Below are 17,126 nucleotides of genomic sequence, written 5' to 3'. Positions count from 1 at the left end.
CAGTTATGTCATAGCGGGCTATGCAGTAAGTGCACTGTATTTTGTCATTTTCTCATCCGGAAATTGGATCGTGATCTGAAGGCCATCGTTGTTTGTGGTATTAAAAGTACCATTTAATTGTCGTGTGAGTCCCTGCATGAGGCTCATGCCCAGGGATTTGATCTTTGTTATGTCAAAACCGGCCGGCAACCCCGGTCCATTGTCGCTGATGACCAATAGCAAGTTGTTATCTGCCAAGCTCATCGAAACGGAAATGATGCCTGCCGTGTTGCCGGGGAAAGCATATTTGATGGCATTGGTAATGGCTTCATTGAGTATAAGGCCAACCGGTACAGCCTGCGCTACATCCAGGTCAATCTTTTCCATGCTCAGGTCAAAGCGGATGCGATGGCCGAGGTTGAAGTTATCGTCCAGATAATCGACTAACTCCCGGATGTAATGCTGCATATCTATACAGGAATCCTTTTCGGATTGGTACAGTCGCTGGTGGATGAGGGACATGGCGCGCATGCGGTGCTGGCTATCCCGGATTGCGGTAAGGGCTGCTTCGTTGTCGAGGTAAGCGGTTTGTGTATTGAGCAGGCTGATAACGATCTGGAGGTTGTTTTTTACCCGGTGATGGATCTCTTTCACCAGCCACTCTTTTTCTTCGAGCAACTTATCCTTTTCGGTAAGGAGTTGCTGCAGGGAGGAATTTTGGGCATTGATCTCTTCCTGCTTCATTTCCAGGCGATGGTTGTTGCGCTGGCGTGTACGGTAGCGATTGTACAGCAATGCTACAATGATGAGCAGCAGGATTACGGCTCCAATGGTGAGATTGCCGGTGAGCCTTGCCTGCTTTAACTGGTCATTCTGCCATTGATTTTTCTGTTGGAGCAACCCTATATTCTCTTCTTTTTTGCTGGTCTCATATTTTACCTGGAGTTCTTCTATTTGCCTGCTTTTATTTTCATTGAACAGGGAATCATTTAATGCTTTATGTTTATTGAAATGGGTGATAGCGGACAGGTAATTGCCTGTGGCGGAGTCAACCCTGAACATTAAATAGTGAAGATCCCTGACCCTGGACGCTATGGCTATACCCGGAGCCAGGGCCATTGCTTTTGAGAGGTAAGGACGGGCCAGGTCAAAGCGTTGCCTGTTGAGGTAGAATTGACCCATGAGAAAATACACATCGAATGTGAAGGAATTACCCTGGTTCATTTTTTCTTCCCAGGCCACCATCTCCAGGTAATACTGTTCTGCCAGCTCGTATTGTTTCAAAGCGGTATAACAATCGCCTAAGGAAATAGCCACGGCTTGTTTGTCGGACATGCGAACAGGCGGGAATTTATCTCTGGTGTTCAATAAGGATTGGAGGGCCTGTTTTTCTTTCTTTTGGAGGATCAATGCACGTACCAGGTGGCTATTGTACCTGTACATAGGGCTATGTATGGCCCGTTCAACGCTTTGCTGGAAATATCCCACTGTTCGCTGGTACCACTCGATACTTTTATCAATATGGCCTAATTCTTTGTATATGCCCGCGAGCCTGCCGTAAAAAAAGCCGGCAGAAGCACTATCGGCAGTAGCCTGCATGCTCTTGACAGCTTCAAGGGCATAGAAAAGTGCCTGTTGGTAGTTACCTTTTGCGGTAGAAACTGCCGCCAGCAGATCATATGTATAATGCAGGTTGGCGTAATGGATGGATTGGTACATTTTCAGCACCCGGAGTAATACCTGTTCTGCACTATCGCGCTTTCCCTGGTGCAGGTACACATCTGCCACATCTTTGGTCGATGCAATTTCTTTTTCTTTATTCCCGGTTTGCTGGTAGAGTTCCCGCGCCTTTTTAAAGTAGCGCATGTGTTCTGCAAAAGCACTATCGGGATGGGTCGCTACTTTATCGGGAATGGTATTGGCCAGCCTGGTCCAAACAATAGCTTCCTGTTCTTTCTGACCTGACCTTTGAAGATCAGTAATGACTTGTAAAAAACATGCGCGGCCATGTTCATAATCTCTACGCTCAAAATACATATCGCCCAATAAGAACAGGCATTCGTGTTGCCAAGCCATAGCCTGCAGCTGATCACTGAGCTGTTTCGCTTTTGAAGCATACGCAAATGCGCTGTCGGCCTCATTTACATATGTTCCCGGTTTGGCATCATAATACCTGGCCAGTTCCAGCAATATTTTAATGCGGTTGGTATCAGGCGCCGTATTTTGTAGCAGCGCTGTCAGTTCTTTGTGGGAACGGCCAGGGGACGCTTGTGCGAAAGCGCCCAATGCTGTACCTATTATGACACAGCCTATGAGCCATGAACCGATTATGGTTTTGGGGTTGAACATATGTATGATGCGCGTTTCTAAAACCTCATGCCTACTACCACGAAAGGCAACCACCCTTCACTGGAATACCCTGCCAATGCTCTGATAACGATCATTTGGGCTGGGGCGAAGAAGAGGCCTCCACCTACGCCATTGTGCCACTTTTTGGAATGTTCATCTTTTTGCCATACCCGGCCAATGTCATAAAAAGCGATCATGCCCATGATACCCGGCAATACATATCCTCCGATATCTGTGAGTTTAATGCGCATCTCCAGGTTATTGTACAGGCTGTGATCACCGGCAAAACGATATTGTCTGAAACCGAGCAGGTTTTCATGCCCGCCGAGGTAAACAGATTGATAGAAAGTCGTCTTTCCTACGGTAACAGCACCGCCCACGCGGTTTGCCAGAACTATAGTACCTCTTGCATTCAATGGCTTGTAGAAGGATACTTCGGGAATAAGCTGGGCAAATGATTTGGAATAGGTATTCAACCCTGCGAACCCCTGCAAGCGGATATTGATGTAAGAGCCCCAGGAGGTAAGGATCGGGTTGTTCCTTTTATCACTGATATAATTCAAAATAAGTCCGCCATGGGCTTTATCGTCGGCAACGGTGGCACTATCATAGGAACCGATCATCGATGTATTTTCGATGAACCTGCCTTTGTTCCCATCATCATCAAAACGGTAGATCTGTGCGGCTGGACCTACACTGATGCTGCTGCCTTTGGTATTGCCCCAACGCAAGGCAGCCCATGCCTGGTAAGTATTGAAGCGGGCGCGGTAGTACTTTTTGAAGTTACCGGTTTTGTCAAATTCAGTTTCGTTACCGCGTCCAAAGAAGTTGGTGGTATTGTTGGGCGCTTTTATGATTGCCTGGGTGATCACATCAGCCTTACCAAATACATGTATCCACTCGCCTTTGTAATCAATTTTATAGGCTTTGGTAGAAAAGGAGTGGGATACCAATAATTGCTGTATGCCTGAATAAGATGTAACCTTAGAGTACGGTTTTTTGCGGAAGCCCTGTTTGCGTATATGTTTGAAGCCTGCACCCAGGAGGAAGCCGTCGTCTACGTTGAGACCAATAGTTGCCAGGGGCATGGTCACATTGTACAGGTCTACGGGTACAAAGGCGGTGTGGGCGCTATCATTTGACAAACGTTTACGGAGCCTGTTCACATCGCCGGTATAAGTAACATTGTCTTCCTGCTCATAGAGTTTTATCCTGCCCTTTCCATGGGCCACCTCGTAGGATTTACTGCCTTCGCCTCCTATGATACGCATTTTAACGCCATTGTTGGTGCTGTTGATGCGCACACTGTCGTTACCCTTAGACAGGTAGAGCCTGATCTCCTTTGTAAGGTCGGGTGAAAATGTCTTTTTGAATAAAAGGTCTTCGGTCTTCCTGGATTTGGAGAGTTTATTGATCTGTATGGTGATGCCATTATCAGGAGCATCGGTGATCTCAACGAGCTCGTGCTTGTCGCTTACTTTTATATCTACGATCTTATTGAGGAAAGTATAATAGCGCTTCATGGCCTTGGGCAGATTGTTCCTCCTGTCTTTGAGGATCTTCAAAAATTCATCGTGCCGGAGCTTATAGGCTGCCGCGGGGAGTTGTTTTAACCCTTCTTCCAATACAGAATCGGTAACGGCCGCTACAAATTCATTGGTAATGCGCATCCAATCTTCATAACTAAACTGCACCAGGAACCTGCCATTGAGGGCCCTGCTTTCCCACAAGATGCCCTCTATGTTATGATAGTCGCTTTTAAAGCCCTGGAGAAAAGGAAGCAACCAGCGCATCCTGGCCAGTCCGGGTAATACGCCCTGGTTGGTGTAAAATACCTGGTCACGATCCCTGGGGATTGCCAGGTATTTCTTGCCTTTGCCCTGTTTTTCGGGTACCCAGCGCCATTGGTCTTCGTGCCTGTCCCAATCGCCAATGAGGAGATCCAGCAAACGTGCACGCAGGTATAAAGTGCTGTCAAAACTATTGTCATTGTCCTCGTCTACCTTGCGGCGCATTTTGGGGGTATTGTCTGATTCCCCCAACGGTTCGCGTTCTTCCAGCAAACACAAGGTATTGGCAAACGTATTGGAATAAATACCCAATGCGGTATCGGGCGCTACCCAACCTATGATGGGATTGGAGTGGGGTATACCCAGGAGGCGGGCAATGGGGGGAACCACCAACGCACCATAGGGATAGTTAGAGGACATATTATCAGAGAGAAGGTCTTTTACAAAAGTTTCGCGAAGGGCTTCGGGCAATAATACATCGGGGTATTTCTCTACGCTTCTGAGGGCCCACTCTTTGCCTTCCTTATCCAGGAGTCGTAATGATTTGGATTGATGGCCGCCACCGAGACGGCTGGGGGTTAAGCCGCCTTTTATTTCAGACATGTGCAGGACGGGGAAGGTGGTAGGCATGGCATAATCCTTCCGGTAGTTCTCACCAAATAGCCATCGGTGAAAGCTGCCCACACTGTCGAACCTGGCCAGGGGCACTACGGTGATGCTGTCCTGGGGCATGGCCTTGATGGCCAGCTTTTCTTGTTCTTCTACTCTTACATATTGCTGGGTATAGGAGAAGGAAGGCTTAACACCCGCTGGTGTTTCGGAATAATAGGTAAACCGGAGGTTGTTATTGAGCAGCAGATCGGCGGTAACAAACCCGGATCTACTGGTAGCGAAAAGGGAATGTTTTCCTTCCCGTGCATAATTGCGTTTGGCTCCTGCACCACTCACTACCTGCACCTGGCCGCTTTTAATGAACTGCAATCCATGTTCATGGCCTGCTACGTGAATAAGGTTGGGCAGGCGTGCGGCGTACTGATCAATATTTTTGATCATGCTTTTATAGAGGGGATGGCCCATGTCTTCGGGGCTAACGATGGTCTTTCTTAGTATGGGGTATAAAGAGCCAATGACAGGCAGGGGTATGTACAGGTTTTTGTTGATAGCAGTGAAGGGAAAGAGATGATCTTTGAGGGAGTAATAGCCGCCATGATGACCATAAGACTGGAAGGGGTGGTGGGATGCCAGCATGATCATTTTGTACCTGTTCTTATAGAGCAGTTCGATCAATCGGGCTGTTACATCTTCTTTGGTGCGGCAATCGCAGTCGGTTTCTTTGTTGTCTTTATTATAAGGGAATAACCACCATTCGCTGTCGAAAGCAATAACGGTGAGGCTATCGCCCATGTTGATCTCTATGGGATCGGGGCAACCATCGGGCGGCACCATTTTTAACAAGGGATCGTTTTGCTGGTCGAGGAAACTCCATTGGCTTTTGATCTTAGCCAGTCCTTTGGTGCCCATCCTGTCCCAGTCGTGGTTGCCGGGAATAAAATAAACGGCGGCGCCGTTGCTGCGCATGGGTGAATATTGTGAACGGAGGATGTCCTGGGTCTTTTTTTCGTCTTTAGATCCTGGCAATCCCATGCCAGTGGGGTATATATTATCGCCCAAATAGAGCACGGTAGTCTTGCCCTTGATGACCATTTCGGCGGCCATGGGTATAATATGTTGTTGGTCTTTACTAATCTCTCCGGCATCGCCGATGAGGATCACCCGGTGAACAATGCTATCCTGCGCATGGGCCAGGTATACAGTACACAATAAGACAAGCGTGGATAGATGTTTTTTCATGCTAGTTTGGTTTAAATACAAGCTGCGGGCAACGAACTGCGAGCTTCGAGCAAAAGCCAGCTGTTAGCCGTTGATGCTGCAAAATTAGGATATGGTTACCTGGTTTGTTGCTTTGTTCTTCAGGTATTGGTAAATAGCTTCCTGGGAACGGATATTTTCTTCGGCAGCAGCTACGGGCTGGTTTTGCAGACGGCTGTCCAGTTGCACGGCCTGTACGGTATCCCTCAGCTGCAAACTTATTATGTCTTTTATTTCCTGCAGCAGCTCTTTATCATACACAGGAAAGCATACTTCTATGCGGCGGTAGATATTCCTGTCCATCCAGTCTGCGGACCCCAGGTATATCTCTTCCTGGCCTCCATTGAGGAAGATGAATACGCGTCCATGTTCCAAATACCGGTCTACAATACGCCTGACGGTGATGTTTTCGCTGATGCCGGGCACGCCGGGCATCAGGCAGCAAATACCTCTTACCAGGAGCTGAATGATCACGCCTGCCTGGGACGCTTCATACAATTTGCTGATGAGCTTTTTCTCTTCGAGGTTATTGAGCTTAATGATGATCTTAGCTGGCTTGCCCTGCCTGGCCCAGGCTATTTCGCGGTCGATCATATCCATGAAAGCCCGCTGCAGGTTGAACCGGGCCGCCAGGAGGTGCCTGAACTTAATGTTGGCATTGCCAGTCTTTTTACGCTGGCTCAGCCATACAAAGAGTTGCTCCATCTCGCTCAACATGGCATAATCTGAGGTGAGTAATATATGGTCGGTATAGAACCGGGCGGTACTCTCATTCAGGTTGCCGGTAGCGAGCAATCCTGCATAGTACGTGCCAATTTTATCTTTTCGTTTGACGAGGGCAATTTTGGCATGGACCTTTAAAGCGGGTTCGGAGTAAATGATCTTTACGCCGGCGGCTTTCATTTGCCGTGCCCAGCGGATATTGTTGGCTTCATCAAACCGGGCCTTTAGCTCCACGAGTACGGTGACCTGCTTACCATTACGGGCTGCACTGATGAGGGCATGAACGATCTTTGAGTCGTCGGCAACGCGGTAAAGGGTAGCGTAGATCTCTGATACGGCGGGATCAATAGCTGCTTCATTGAAAAAGCGCAATACAGTGTTGTAGGATTGGTAGGGAGCATGAATGATGAGGTCTTTGGCGGCAATGGCCTCAAACAGGGAGCGGGTTTTGTCGGCCTCGATATGCATAATGGCGGGCCAGGGTTCATATTCGGGAACAGATGCAGGTGAGCCGCCTTTGGAAGGCGACCCACCTTTATTTATGGGAAGTGCGGCCAGGTCTTTGAGGTTGTGGTAGGTACCTCCCGCCACAATGCTGGCATTGGTGAGCCCGAAATGGGTGATCATCGATTCGAGGCAGGGGGCGGGTATACCGGGCTGGTACAGGAAGCGGGTAGCGAAGCCATAATCCCGTTTCATGATCTGTTTTTCAATCTTTTCGGCCATGTCCTCTTCGAAATCGTCTTCGAGGTTCAGTTCTGCATCGCGGGTGATCTTGAAATTCCAGGCGCCGGCCAGGGTAGCTTGCCGGAATACATAAGGCAGGTGGTGTTTGATAATATCTTCTAAAAAAACGATATAGGTAGTGCCATTCAGGGTACAGGCTTTAAAGCGGGGCAAGGTGTCGGAAGGGATATTGATGATCGCATAGTCAGCTCCTTTACCGGGGTACTGAAGGGCGGCCACGATGTATAATTTATTGTTGCCGGGAAAGAAGTCGGGCCTGATATCGGCCAGGTAAACGGGCTGAATAAATGCCAATACCTGGGTAAAAAAGTATTCTGTTAATCCTGGCAATATTTCCTGGGGGATGGGCTGGTTGTACAGTAGCCGGATGTGGTGCTGCTCCAACAAAGGGATGATACTGCCAATGGTTTTGCCAAATAGTTCCTGCTGGCGGTGAATGATGCCTTTAGCCTCTTCGAGTGCACCGGTATAGATCATTTCCTGATCGGCTTTAGACTTATTGATCTTCTGTAATGCCATGAGGGCGGGCATACGGACGCGGTAAAACTCATCGAGGTTGGAAGAATAGATGGAAAGGAATTTTACACGTTCTGCCAATGGCACGGTGTCCCTACCGGCTTCTGCTAATACGCGCTGATTGAAAGAAAGCCAACTGATGTCCCTGCTGAAAAAGTTAGATATCTGCATACAAAAGTTAAAAGCCTGACGGAATATTACAAGTTACCAAATTACCCACAAAGCTATATTACGGGCTGAGAAAGGCCATTGATAAATAGTGGGAAGAATTGTACATTTTATGGAATACAAGCCACGAGCTCCCGCTGTGGCGGGACAAGTTTTGAGCTGCGAGCTGCGAGCCGATCGCTTCGACAGCTCTATCTCCCAGTGAGGCTCCGGCTAGCGGGTGATAAGCTCTTTCCGGAAATCGGAAAAGCTGGAGCCGGAGACATTCTTGAAGAACTTGCTAAAATGAGCCACGTCGTCGAACCCGAGGTGCCAGGCAATCTCCTTCATACTGACATCAGAATAAGCTGCCTGCCGCTTTGCCTCCAGCACAATGCGTTGCTGTATATGGTGACTGGCCGGAAAACCAGAGACCTTTTTGATCACCTCATTGAGGTAATTGGGGGTAACGGCCAGCTGATCTGCGTAATCTGCCACCATCTTTTTGGTAGCGAATTGCTTTTCGAGCAGGGAGAGGAATTTCTTGGCCAGCTCAATATTTCTGGGTTGTTGGGCATGGGGTTCAGCTCCTTCAAACTGGCGGGTGAGGTAGATCAGGAATATTTTAAGAAAACCCCGGAGTATTTCCGACCGGAGGAGAAAGAAATTGGCGTATTCCTTCATCATTTTCTCTACCACGCCGCCCATATCATCGGCCATTTCTGCTGAGACTTTAATGACCGGGGAATGGGAAAATGTATAAAAAAGGCCGGTATTGAAGAGGAGGTTAAAATTATCTTCATTCAGGCTCAGGAATTCGGCAGTAAAAGAGATCACATAGCCGTCAACAGGCCCATCGGCCTTCAGGAGGTGTATTTGTCCGGGGGTGAGGCAGTAAACGGTATTGTTTTCCAGCTCGTACTTATCAACATCGATAAAATGAACGCCGGCCCCGTTTTTTATCCAAATGATCACAAAATAGCTATGGCGGTGGGGAACTTCATTCTGCTGGAACCTGTTTTGGGCAATCCAATCCATGGTGTGAATCTCAAAAGGAACATTAGCCACTGATCTCCCAATATCCAATACAGGTGTTGCGGTCATGAATGCCTGGATTTTAGGATGAAATTAGGGGAAATTCGGTTCAGAAGTAGAAACAGCTACGTGGCAATGGTTAACAAATTATAATTTTTCGACTTAAGTAGGTTAGTGCGGAGTATTCCTGGCGCCTGCCAGCTATTGCCAGCACAAGGTTTGGCGCTAAACTATTAATGTTGCCGGTGCATATTATTTTTACGCGGTGATCGTTATTTAAAGAGTTGTTCAATTTAACCCCTAACCGAATTTATGCTACATCGTATCCTGCTGCTACCGGCTTTGTTGTGCCTGTTCAGCCTCACCTTTGCCAATGATTATGAAGAAGCCTGGAAGGCTTTGCATAAGAATGACCGTAAGACAGCCAAAGTATTACTGGAAAAAGCTATGCAGGAATCCTCCACCAGCGTGGATGCTTACCTGACGTATGTCTACCTCCAGACCTTTGAGGGCCGGGAAACCTCTGAAAAAGATTTCTTTTCAAAGGTCTACAAGAAGGTACCTGACGCCAACCCCTATATCTATGCCATGTGGTTTAACGACGCGGTGCTGGGGAATTATGGCAAGAAGAAACCACATCAATGGGAACTGCTGGAAAAGATGATGGGTGACGGGAATATCAACGGATCGATGAAATCTGCCGCGCATTATGTAAAAGCGATGCATTACCTGTTTGGCAATGACTATTCAGGCGCTACCAAAGAATGGAAACAAATGGGATCAGTCGGGCCGTTGTGGCAGTTGGCTGGCCCTTTCGATAATCTTTCGGGCAGCGGCTACTATAAAAATTATGGGCCGCTGGAGCATCCGGAAGCCGGCGCCAATTTCACATCCCTGAGCAATGCCTCTATCAGTTGGTTTTCGCCACCTGTTATGACCATTGAAGGATGGACCTTCCCGCATTCGCACATCCTTTATAATACGGCCATCGTGTATGCCCAAACCTTTGTGCAGGCGCCCGCCGATATGAAGGTGTTGTTGAATGCAGGAGTAAACGGTTCGCTGAAAGTGTGGGTAAATGACCAGCCTGTATTGGCCGAGTCGAAGGAAATAGTAACAGAGCTGGATTACTATAAGAATTATGTGCAATTGAAAAAGGGTTATAACCGCGTGCTGGTACAACTGGGCTATATGGATAACAGCAGCCCTAATTTCATTATCCGTTTCACGGATGAGCAGTACAATACGATTCCCGGGCTGACGTATACCCCAGCCTACCAGGCCTATCCAAAGGCTGCCAAAGTAACGGAGGAACCGCATTCACTTCCGCATTTCGCTGAGGTCTTTTTTGAAAAGAAGGTAAAAGCAGAACCCAACAATGTGGTCAATTATATTTTGCTGAGCCAAACCTATCTCCGCAACAAAAAGACATCGGCTGCCAGGAAGTTGCTGACGGAAGCACTGGAACGTTTCAAGGACAATTCGCTGCTGCGTTTCCAGTTTATCCAATGTTTGCTGAAGGAAGGGAACAGGACCTTGCTGTCACTGGAAGTAGAAAGGATGAAAGAGACTGATCCTAATTGTGTATTTACGTATAACCTGAATTTGCAGCAATTGAAGGAAGACGAGAAATATGAGGAAGCCATGAAGGAACTCGACAAAATGGCGGCCCTGTCGGGTGAAGATGAGGACATACTGGTATCGCGCATTCAATTATATGGATCGCAAAACAAAATGGACGAGCTGGTGAAAACGCTGCAGGATGCCTACAACAAGTATCCCAATAACGTTGACCTGGTAAGTATGATGTTCAGGCTCAAAAAGAATGGCTACAAGGATGCCAAAGGGGCATTGAAAGTATATGAAAGTTACCTGAAACAAAACTACAATTACCAGGTGATCAAGGCGCTGGCGCAGGAGTACAATGAGCAGGGCATGTCGGATAAGGCGCTGCAATTGTTTGAGGGGTTAAAAGACAAGTTCTCCTACGACCCGGACCAATATATGACGATCGCCAATTTTTACTACGACAAGCAGCAATACAATAAGGCAGAGGAATACACACGCAAAGCATTGGTGCAGGCGCCCTATGTTGCTTCCTACTGGCAATCGCTGGGGCTGGAATTACAACAGCAGCATAAGGACAATGAGGCGATGGAGAATTACCGGAAGGCGCTGTATTATGATGCCAATAAATATACGGCCCGGGAACAATTGCGGGAATTGCAGAAGAAGCCCATGGTATGGAAAGCCTTCCCGGAGACGGATGTATATGAACTGATCAAACAATCGGCCTCCAAAACCTATGATCATAATTCCTACTACCTGCTGGATGAAAAATCGATCGTTGTATATCCCGAAGGAGCTACAGAAGAGTATATGACGATGGTGGTGAAGATCATTAACGAAAAAGGCATTGATGACTGGAAGGAAGTAAACCTGAGCTACAACTCCAATTCACAATACCTGCTGGTGGAAAAAGCGGAAGCGGTGAAAAAGAACGGCAATAAGATCAAAGCGGAACAAAGTGGCAATCAATTGGTATTTACGGGGCTTGAAGCCGGAGATGCGTTGTATATCAAGTATAAGATACAACACTATTCGCAGGGGCGGCTTGCGAAGGAGTTTTGGGACCGGTATACGTTCAATGCCTATGTACCGGTAGAAACGGCGCGCTACTCCTTATTGGTGGCCAAGAACATTCCTCTGCACCATACGATGCTGAATGCCACGGTAAAACCAGCAGTAAGCACTTACGATGATTTCACCTTGTATACCTGGGAAATGAAGGACCCGGCAGTAGCCAAGCCAGAGAAGTTTATGCCACCGTTGAATGATGTGGGGCCGTCGCTGTACCTTTCCTCGCTGTCGTCCTGGGCCGATATTGCTGCCTGGTACAGTGATCTTTCTTCCTCTAAAACGGAAGATGATTTCGAAGTAAAACAGGTGTACCAGGAATTGTTTCCCAATGGTAAAGGAACGATGAGTGAAGCGGAGCGGGCTAAGATCATCTATACTTATATTACCTCCAATATCCGCTACAGTTCTGTATCCTTCCGCCAAAGTGCCTATGTACCGCAGAAGGCAGCAACTACTATTAACACCAGGCTGGGAGATTGTAAGGATCTGTCGAGCCTGTTTGTAGGACTGGCGAAAATGGCTGGTATTAAAGCTAACCTCGTGCTGGTGAATACGCGGGACAATGGTCTGCATGCGATGGAAATGCCGTCGGTAGAGTTCAACCATTGTATTGTAAAGACAACACTGGATGGAAAAGAGTATTTCCTGGAGCTTACAGACAATGATCTCCCCTTTGCCAGCTTACCCTCCAATCTGTACAAGGCGGCGTATCTTGTAATACCTGAAAAAAGCAGTGATACTGCAGGGGCGCAATTGAAATACCTGTACACTACAAACCGGGTAAAGGATAAGGTGCGGCGCAATATCAATGTAACAATAGAAGGCAGTGATATCAAGATGGCTATCAAGGCGGTGAAAACGGGTAACCTTACCTCGGGGCTGCGGGCCAATTTTGGCAAGCTCACCAATGAAAAGCAGAAAGAAGAGATGGAGAAATCAGTGAGCTCCTGGTATAAGAACCCGGTAAAACTGACGAGCATATCCTTTACAGGGTTAGAGAGCCTGACAGATTCTGTTTCTTTTGAATGTAAATACAAAGTAACGAATGAAGTAACGGAAGTAGGTGACATGGGCATGATCAAAATACCGTTTGGTGAGATCGTGGCTTCTATTGATAACCTTACGGAGGACGAGCGTAAGTTCCCTATCGAATACTGGTCTTATGAGGACACGGATGAATATGAAACTTCCATTACGGTACAGGCACCTGCCGGGAAAACATTTGTAGAGATCCCTAAGAATGAAAACTGCACCTTTAATGGCAGCACTTACAGTCTTCAGTTTGTAAAGAAATCGCCTACACAGCTGGAGATCATCCGCAAGGCGAAGATACAACGTGATAATGTGGCGCCGGCTGATTATGCAGCGTTGAAGGTATTCTTCAATAAGATCATCAAAGCGGAGTCGAAGTATATTGCTTTTAAATAGAATACAGAATTCAGCATATAGAATTTAGGAGTAAAGAGTGGGCATCCTTGCGGATGCTCACTCTTTGTTTGTACAGGTAGAAAATTGAGCTTAATTTCAGGCATTATTTATCGACGTAATGCTGCAGTGCATGCAGTATAAGGCATAGAACAGGAGCATATGAACAGTAAACCACAATTGAGGACGGTACAGGTGATCCGTTATGTGACGCCTTTGCGTGAGGGCGGTTCGCTGCCGGCCATTGCCGAGGCGGATGACGAGTTCCTTTATGTACTGAAATTCCGGGGAGCAGGTCAGGGGGTGAAATCGCTGATAGCGGAACTGATCGGCGGAGAAATAGCGCGGCTGCTTGGGTTACGTGTGCCGGAGATCGTATTTGCGCAGCTGGATACGGCTTTTGGCCGTACTGAGCCGGATGAAGAGATACAGGACCTGCTGAAAGCCAGTGTGGGATTGAACCTGGGACTGCACTATTTGTCGGGCTCTATTACCTATGATCCGGCAGTGACCAAACTTCCCTCCAGACTCGCTTCACAAATAGTGTGGCTGGACTGCCTGCTTACGAATGTAGACCGGACTGCACGCAATACGAATATGCTGGTTTGGAATAAAGAGTTGTGGCTGATCGATCATGGCGCCTCGTTGTATTTCCATCACTCGTGGACGAACTGGGAAGAGCAAGCCAAACGTCCTTTTGCCCCGGTGAAGGACCATGTACTGTTACCACAGGCAGCCGAACTGGACATAGTAGACGCGGAATACGCGCCACTGCTTACAGAAGAACGCATCCGCGCCATCGTGGGCCTGGTGCCTGACGACTGGTTAACGGGTGGTTCGGAAGACGGGTCCGCCAATGAACGCCGGGAAGTATATATCCAATTCTTATTAACACGCGTAGCCTCCTCTCCCATTTTTGTAAAAGAAGCCCAGCATGCAAGAACAACACTTATTTGAGTATGCGGTGATCCGCGTGGTACCGAGGGTAGAACGGGAAGAATTCCTGAATGTGGGCGTTATTCTGTATTGCAGAAAACCAGCTTTCCTGCAAACGCTGCATACGCTGAATACCGACAGGTTGCAGGCATTTTGTGCCACACTGGACATTGAAGAAGTAAAGGCCTACCTGTGCGCTTTTGAACATATATGCCTGGGGCACGCAGCCGGGGGGCCGATCGCCAAGCTGGATATGGCCTCACGTTTCCGCTGGCTGACAGCCACCCGCAGCACGATCGTACAAAGCTCAAAAGTGCATCCGGGATTTTGCACGGACCCGATGGCGACGTTGGAAAAGCTGCACGAAAGGTTGGTGTTGTAGGGCTTCGGGTTTGAAGTTGCGGGTTTCGGGTGGCTACCGCGCTTTGGCGTAGTTGACGAAAAGTATCTGCCTTATGACCCCAACCAGCTACTTCTGTTTGGTACTTGCTAATAGTTTATTCTTTCACTCACTAGAAATTATGTTCATGAAACCCCTATATCTATTCCTTCTATTATGTGCCACAACTATCTGTTCACAGGCACAGGATGAAGGAGAAGCCTGGAAAGAACCCAGCAAAGAAAGCCGTGCCTATCATACTTACCGGAATTACATGTCGGAGCCCAGCTATGGGAAACTCAAGATATTGGGGTTATTGAAGAAATTAACACCAGATGAGGATGACAATGAAAAACTGAAGCAATCCGACTATCTTAGCCTTACGCTACGGGAGAAGTTTACCTACCATATGATGCATGGTGAATCGTATAGTCAGAATTGCGACGCCAGGCCTCCCATACAGGATGAACACAAGAAAATATTCGGCCGGCTGCCTGAAATGTTTGGAGAGAACAACTGGTCGGAGCGGCAGGTACAGTTCCTGCGATCGAACAAAGATTCTGTCATGCAATGGATCAAGGAATGCGTGGCCAAAGAAAAAAGGCTTGGGTTGAACTTAAAACATGCCATCGTTGACATCAACGCCCGGGAAATGATCCCCTTTCTGATCAGCACTTATAAAACAGATAAGAAGGACCATGATATCCTCACGGTACTGATGCTGCTGATGAAGAACAATGAGTACAAGGAATTCATGGTATCCACTTCCAACAAGAAATTATACGGGGATGAGATCAATAGTTATGATGCCTTTCTTAATTTCAATATTCCTAACGAAGAACTGATCATCAAACGTGCTACGGATTTCTACAATGGGCTTCCAAAATAGCATTATACTAACAGGCATCATCGTCGTATTACTCCATACGATGGCTGGCCAGGCGCAGGATGGCGGGGATTTTGTCACTATCCCCAAAGGGCAATATACAGTGGGTAAGAAAGGGCATGTGCTCAATCCTTTCCGCCGGGTAAGGGTAGACAGTTTCCGCATTGCTACGCGGGAAACAACGAATGCGCAATTTGACGCTTTCATCAAGGCCACCGGTTATGTTACAGATGCCGAACGGAAGCATGATGCACTGGTCTATAAACCGGTGCTTCAGGAATTTGAATGGTTCAATGATAGCACTGCCAGCTGGCGATACCCCAACGGTATGATCCGGGGAGGCATTGAAAATAAGATGGCTCATCCGGTTACCAGTATCAGCTACAGTGATATTTTGGTCTATTGCCGGTGGGCAGGTGTACGGCTACCGTCGCTGGACGAATGGGAAATTGCCTGCAGGGCAGGCACCACTACAGACTTCTCCTTTGGTAATGATACGGCACTCCTGAGCAAGTATGCGAATACCTGGCATGGAAAAGATCACCTGATGCCCGACAGTACGGATGGCTATCTTTTTACCAGTCCAACGGGCAGCTTTGCACCCAATGCCTGGGGTTTGTATGACATGTACGGAAATGTATTTGAGTTTTGCAGCGGCAAGCTAAAGGCTTATCCCAGCCCTACAGTGGCGCATGCGCGGGGAGGTTCCTGGTGGTGCAGCCCCAATAGTTGTCATTTCTTTAATTCCTACGATATCGGCAGGACAAATATCCACGCCTCCTTCAGTAACCAGGGATTCAGGGTCGTTAAATAACCGAAACATCACTACCCTTTCTTAAATCTCAAAATGGCTTCACCGCCCAGTTCAATCTGATCGCCTTCCTGCAAGTGATGGGCAATGCCATACATGTTGAGCCATTTTACTTTGTCGTCGGCGGTATGCACTTTGATCTTGTTGCCACTATCGGGCAGCCCTCCTTTATCGGGGTACAGGAGGTATTTATCTACTTTAGGATCATAGATTATGTAGGCGTGGTTGCGGCTTACATGCAGGTTGGCCCGGCCAGCTATTTCATCGAAGCCAGGTTCGCCGGCGGCCAGGAATACGATATCGTTCAATTGAATTTTGCCAGACGAGAGCTGGGGGGATTTGCTTCTGCCAATGTTGAACCGTAGCTGGGTATGCGGATCGAGTACATATTCAAATTGTTCGGCCTGGCCTACGAGTACCTGCAGGCAAGCGGCTGCGTATTTTTCTACAATGTGCTCACCTGCCCGGGTAACTTTCAATCCAAAGCTGCCCTGCTGGATACAATTCTCGGGCAATTGGTCCTTTACTATTTGGTATTCAAAAAACCAATCCTGTTCCAATTGTATAAAATGGTTGAGCAATTTCCTTTCCAGGTGCTCTGTTTTAAACATACCTGGCTTATCGGTATACAAGGCAATGCCCGCTGCCTCTTCCTGCTCGTGACTGGTACATAGAATATAAAAACGCAGGCCCGCCACGGACATGCTTTTTTCGTCTACGTATGGTTTGAGTGCCTGGATAATAAACTTAATGATGGCATCCCGCTTCACAGGAGTGGCCGGGATAAAGGAGTCGGGAGATTCTTCCTTTGTCGATGATACGGCCTGATCTGTATCAGGGGATTCCTCTGTGAGGCCAAAGCTTTTCTTCAGTTTGTTGATTAAGTTTTTCATC

10 protein-coding genes are annotated in these 17,126 nt (G+C 47.7%); 5 read left to right on the top strand and 5 right to left on the bottom strand.

The features are described from left to right. Nucleotides 1-18 precede the first annotated feature (18 nt). From D3H65_RS26755 to D3H65_RS26740, 4 genes are all read right to left on the bottom strand, one after another. Nucleotides 19-2,328, bottom strand: a complete 2,310-nt coding sequence (locus D3H65_RS26755; protein WP_119053237.1) for a tetratricopeptide repeat-containing sensor histidine kinase — start codon at nt 2,326-2,328, stop codon at nt 19-21. Between the two features lie 17 nt (nt 2,329-2,345). Then, a complete protein-coding gene (locus D3H65_RS26750; RefSeq protein ID WP_119053236.1) occupies nt 2,346-5,969 on the bottom strand; it encodes a BamA/TamA family outer membrane protein in 3,624 nt (1,207 codons plus the stop codon). 84 nt (nt 5,970-6,053) lie between these two features. Next, nucleotides 6,054-8,144 (bottom strand): polyphosphate kinase 1, encoded by a 2,091-nt coding sequence (ppk1, locus tag D3H65_RS26745; protein ID WP_119053235.1) that lies wholly within the window; start codon nt 8,142-8,144, stop codon nt 6,054-6,056. A gap of 210 nt (nt 8,145-8,354) precedes the next feature. Then, nucleotides 8,355-9,224 (bottom strand): helix-turn-helix transcriptional regulator, encoded by an 870-nt coding sequence (locus D3H65_RS26740; RefSeq protein ID WP_119053234.1) that lies wholly within the window; start codon nt 9,222-9,224, stop codon nt 8,355-8,357. A gap of 243 nt (nt 9,225-9,467) precedes the next feature. On the opposite strand from D3H65_RS26740, the gene D3H65_RS26735 reads away from it, so the two are divergent. The 5 genes from D3H65_RS26735 (at nt 9,468) to D3H65_RS26715 (ending at nt 16,235) form a co-directional block, all read left to right on the top strand. Next, nucleotides 9,468-13,223 carry a DUF3857 domain-containing protein gene (locus tag D3H65_RS26735; RefSeq protein ID WP_119053233.1) on the top strand — a complete coding sequence of 1,252 codons (3,756 nt, stop codon included), beginning with the start codon at nt 9,468-9,470 and terminating at the stop codon, nt 13,221-13,223. Between the two features lie 159 nt (nt 13,224-13,382). Next, nucleotides 13,383-14,177 (top strand): HipA family kinase, encoded by a 795-nt coding sequence (locus D3H65_RS26730; RefSeq protein WP_119053232.1) that lies wholly within the window; start codon nt 13,383-13,385, stop codon nt 14,175-14,177. Next, nucleotides 14,155-14,538, top strand: coding sequence for a DUF3037 domain-containing protein (locus D3H65_RS26725; RefSeq protein WP_119053231.1), 384 nt, complete (start codon nt 14,155-14,157; stop codon nt 14,536-14,538). Before D3H65_RS26730 ends, D3H65_RS26725 begins: the two co-directional genes overlap by 23 nt. Nucleotides 14,539-14,683: 145 nt before the next feature. Continuing rightward, nucleotides 14,684-15,424: a hypothetical protein gene (locus D3H65_RS26720; RefSeq protein WP_119053230.1), complete on the top strand. Its 741-nt coding sequence runs from the start codon at nt 14,684-14,686 to the stop codon at nt 15,422-15,424. After that, nucleotides 15,408-16,235: a formylglycine-generating enzyme family protein gene (locus tag D3H65_RS26715; RefSeq protein ID WP_245999599.1), complete on the top strand. Its 828-nt coding sequence runs from the start codon at nt 15,408-15,410 to the stop codon at nt 16,233-16,235. Before D3H65_RS26720 ends, D3H65_RS26715 begins: the two co-directional genes overlap by 17 nt. A gap of 11 nt (nt 16,236-16,246) precedes the next feature. On the opposite strand, the gene D3H65_RS26710 is transcribed toward D3H65_RS26715, so the two are convergent. Further along, complete coding sequence (locus tag D3H65_RS26710) at nt 16,247-17,125, bottom strand: FHA domain-containing protein (protein ID WP_119053229.1); 879 nt, start codon at nt 17,123-17,125, stop codon at nt 16,247-16,249. Between the last annotated feature and the right edge of the window lies 1 nt (nt 17,126).

The organism is Paraflavitalea soli (assembly GCF_003555545.1).
Taxonomy (GTDB): Bacteria; Bacteroidota; Bacteroidia; order Chitinophagales; family Chitinophagaceae; genus Paraflavitalea; species Paraflavitalea soli.
The sequence above is the reverse complement of the archived record's forward strand: the minus strand, read 5'-3'. Positions and strand labels throughout refer to the sequence as shown.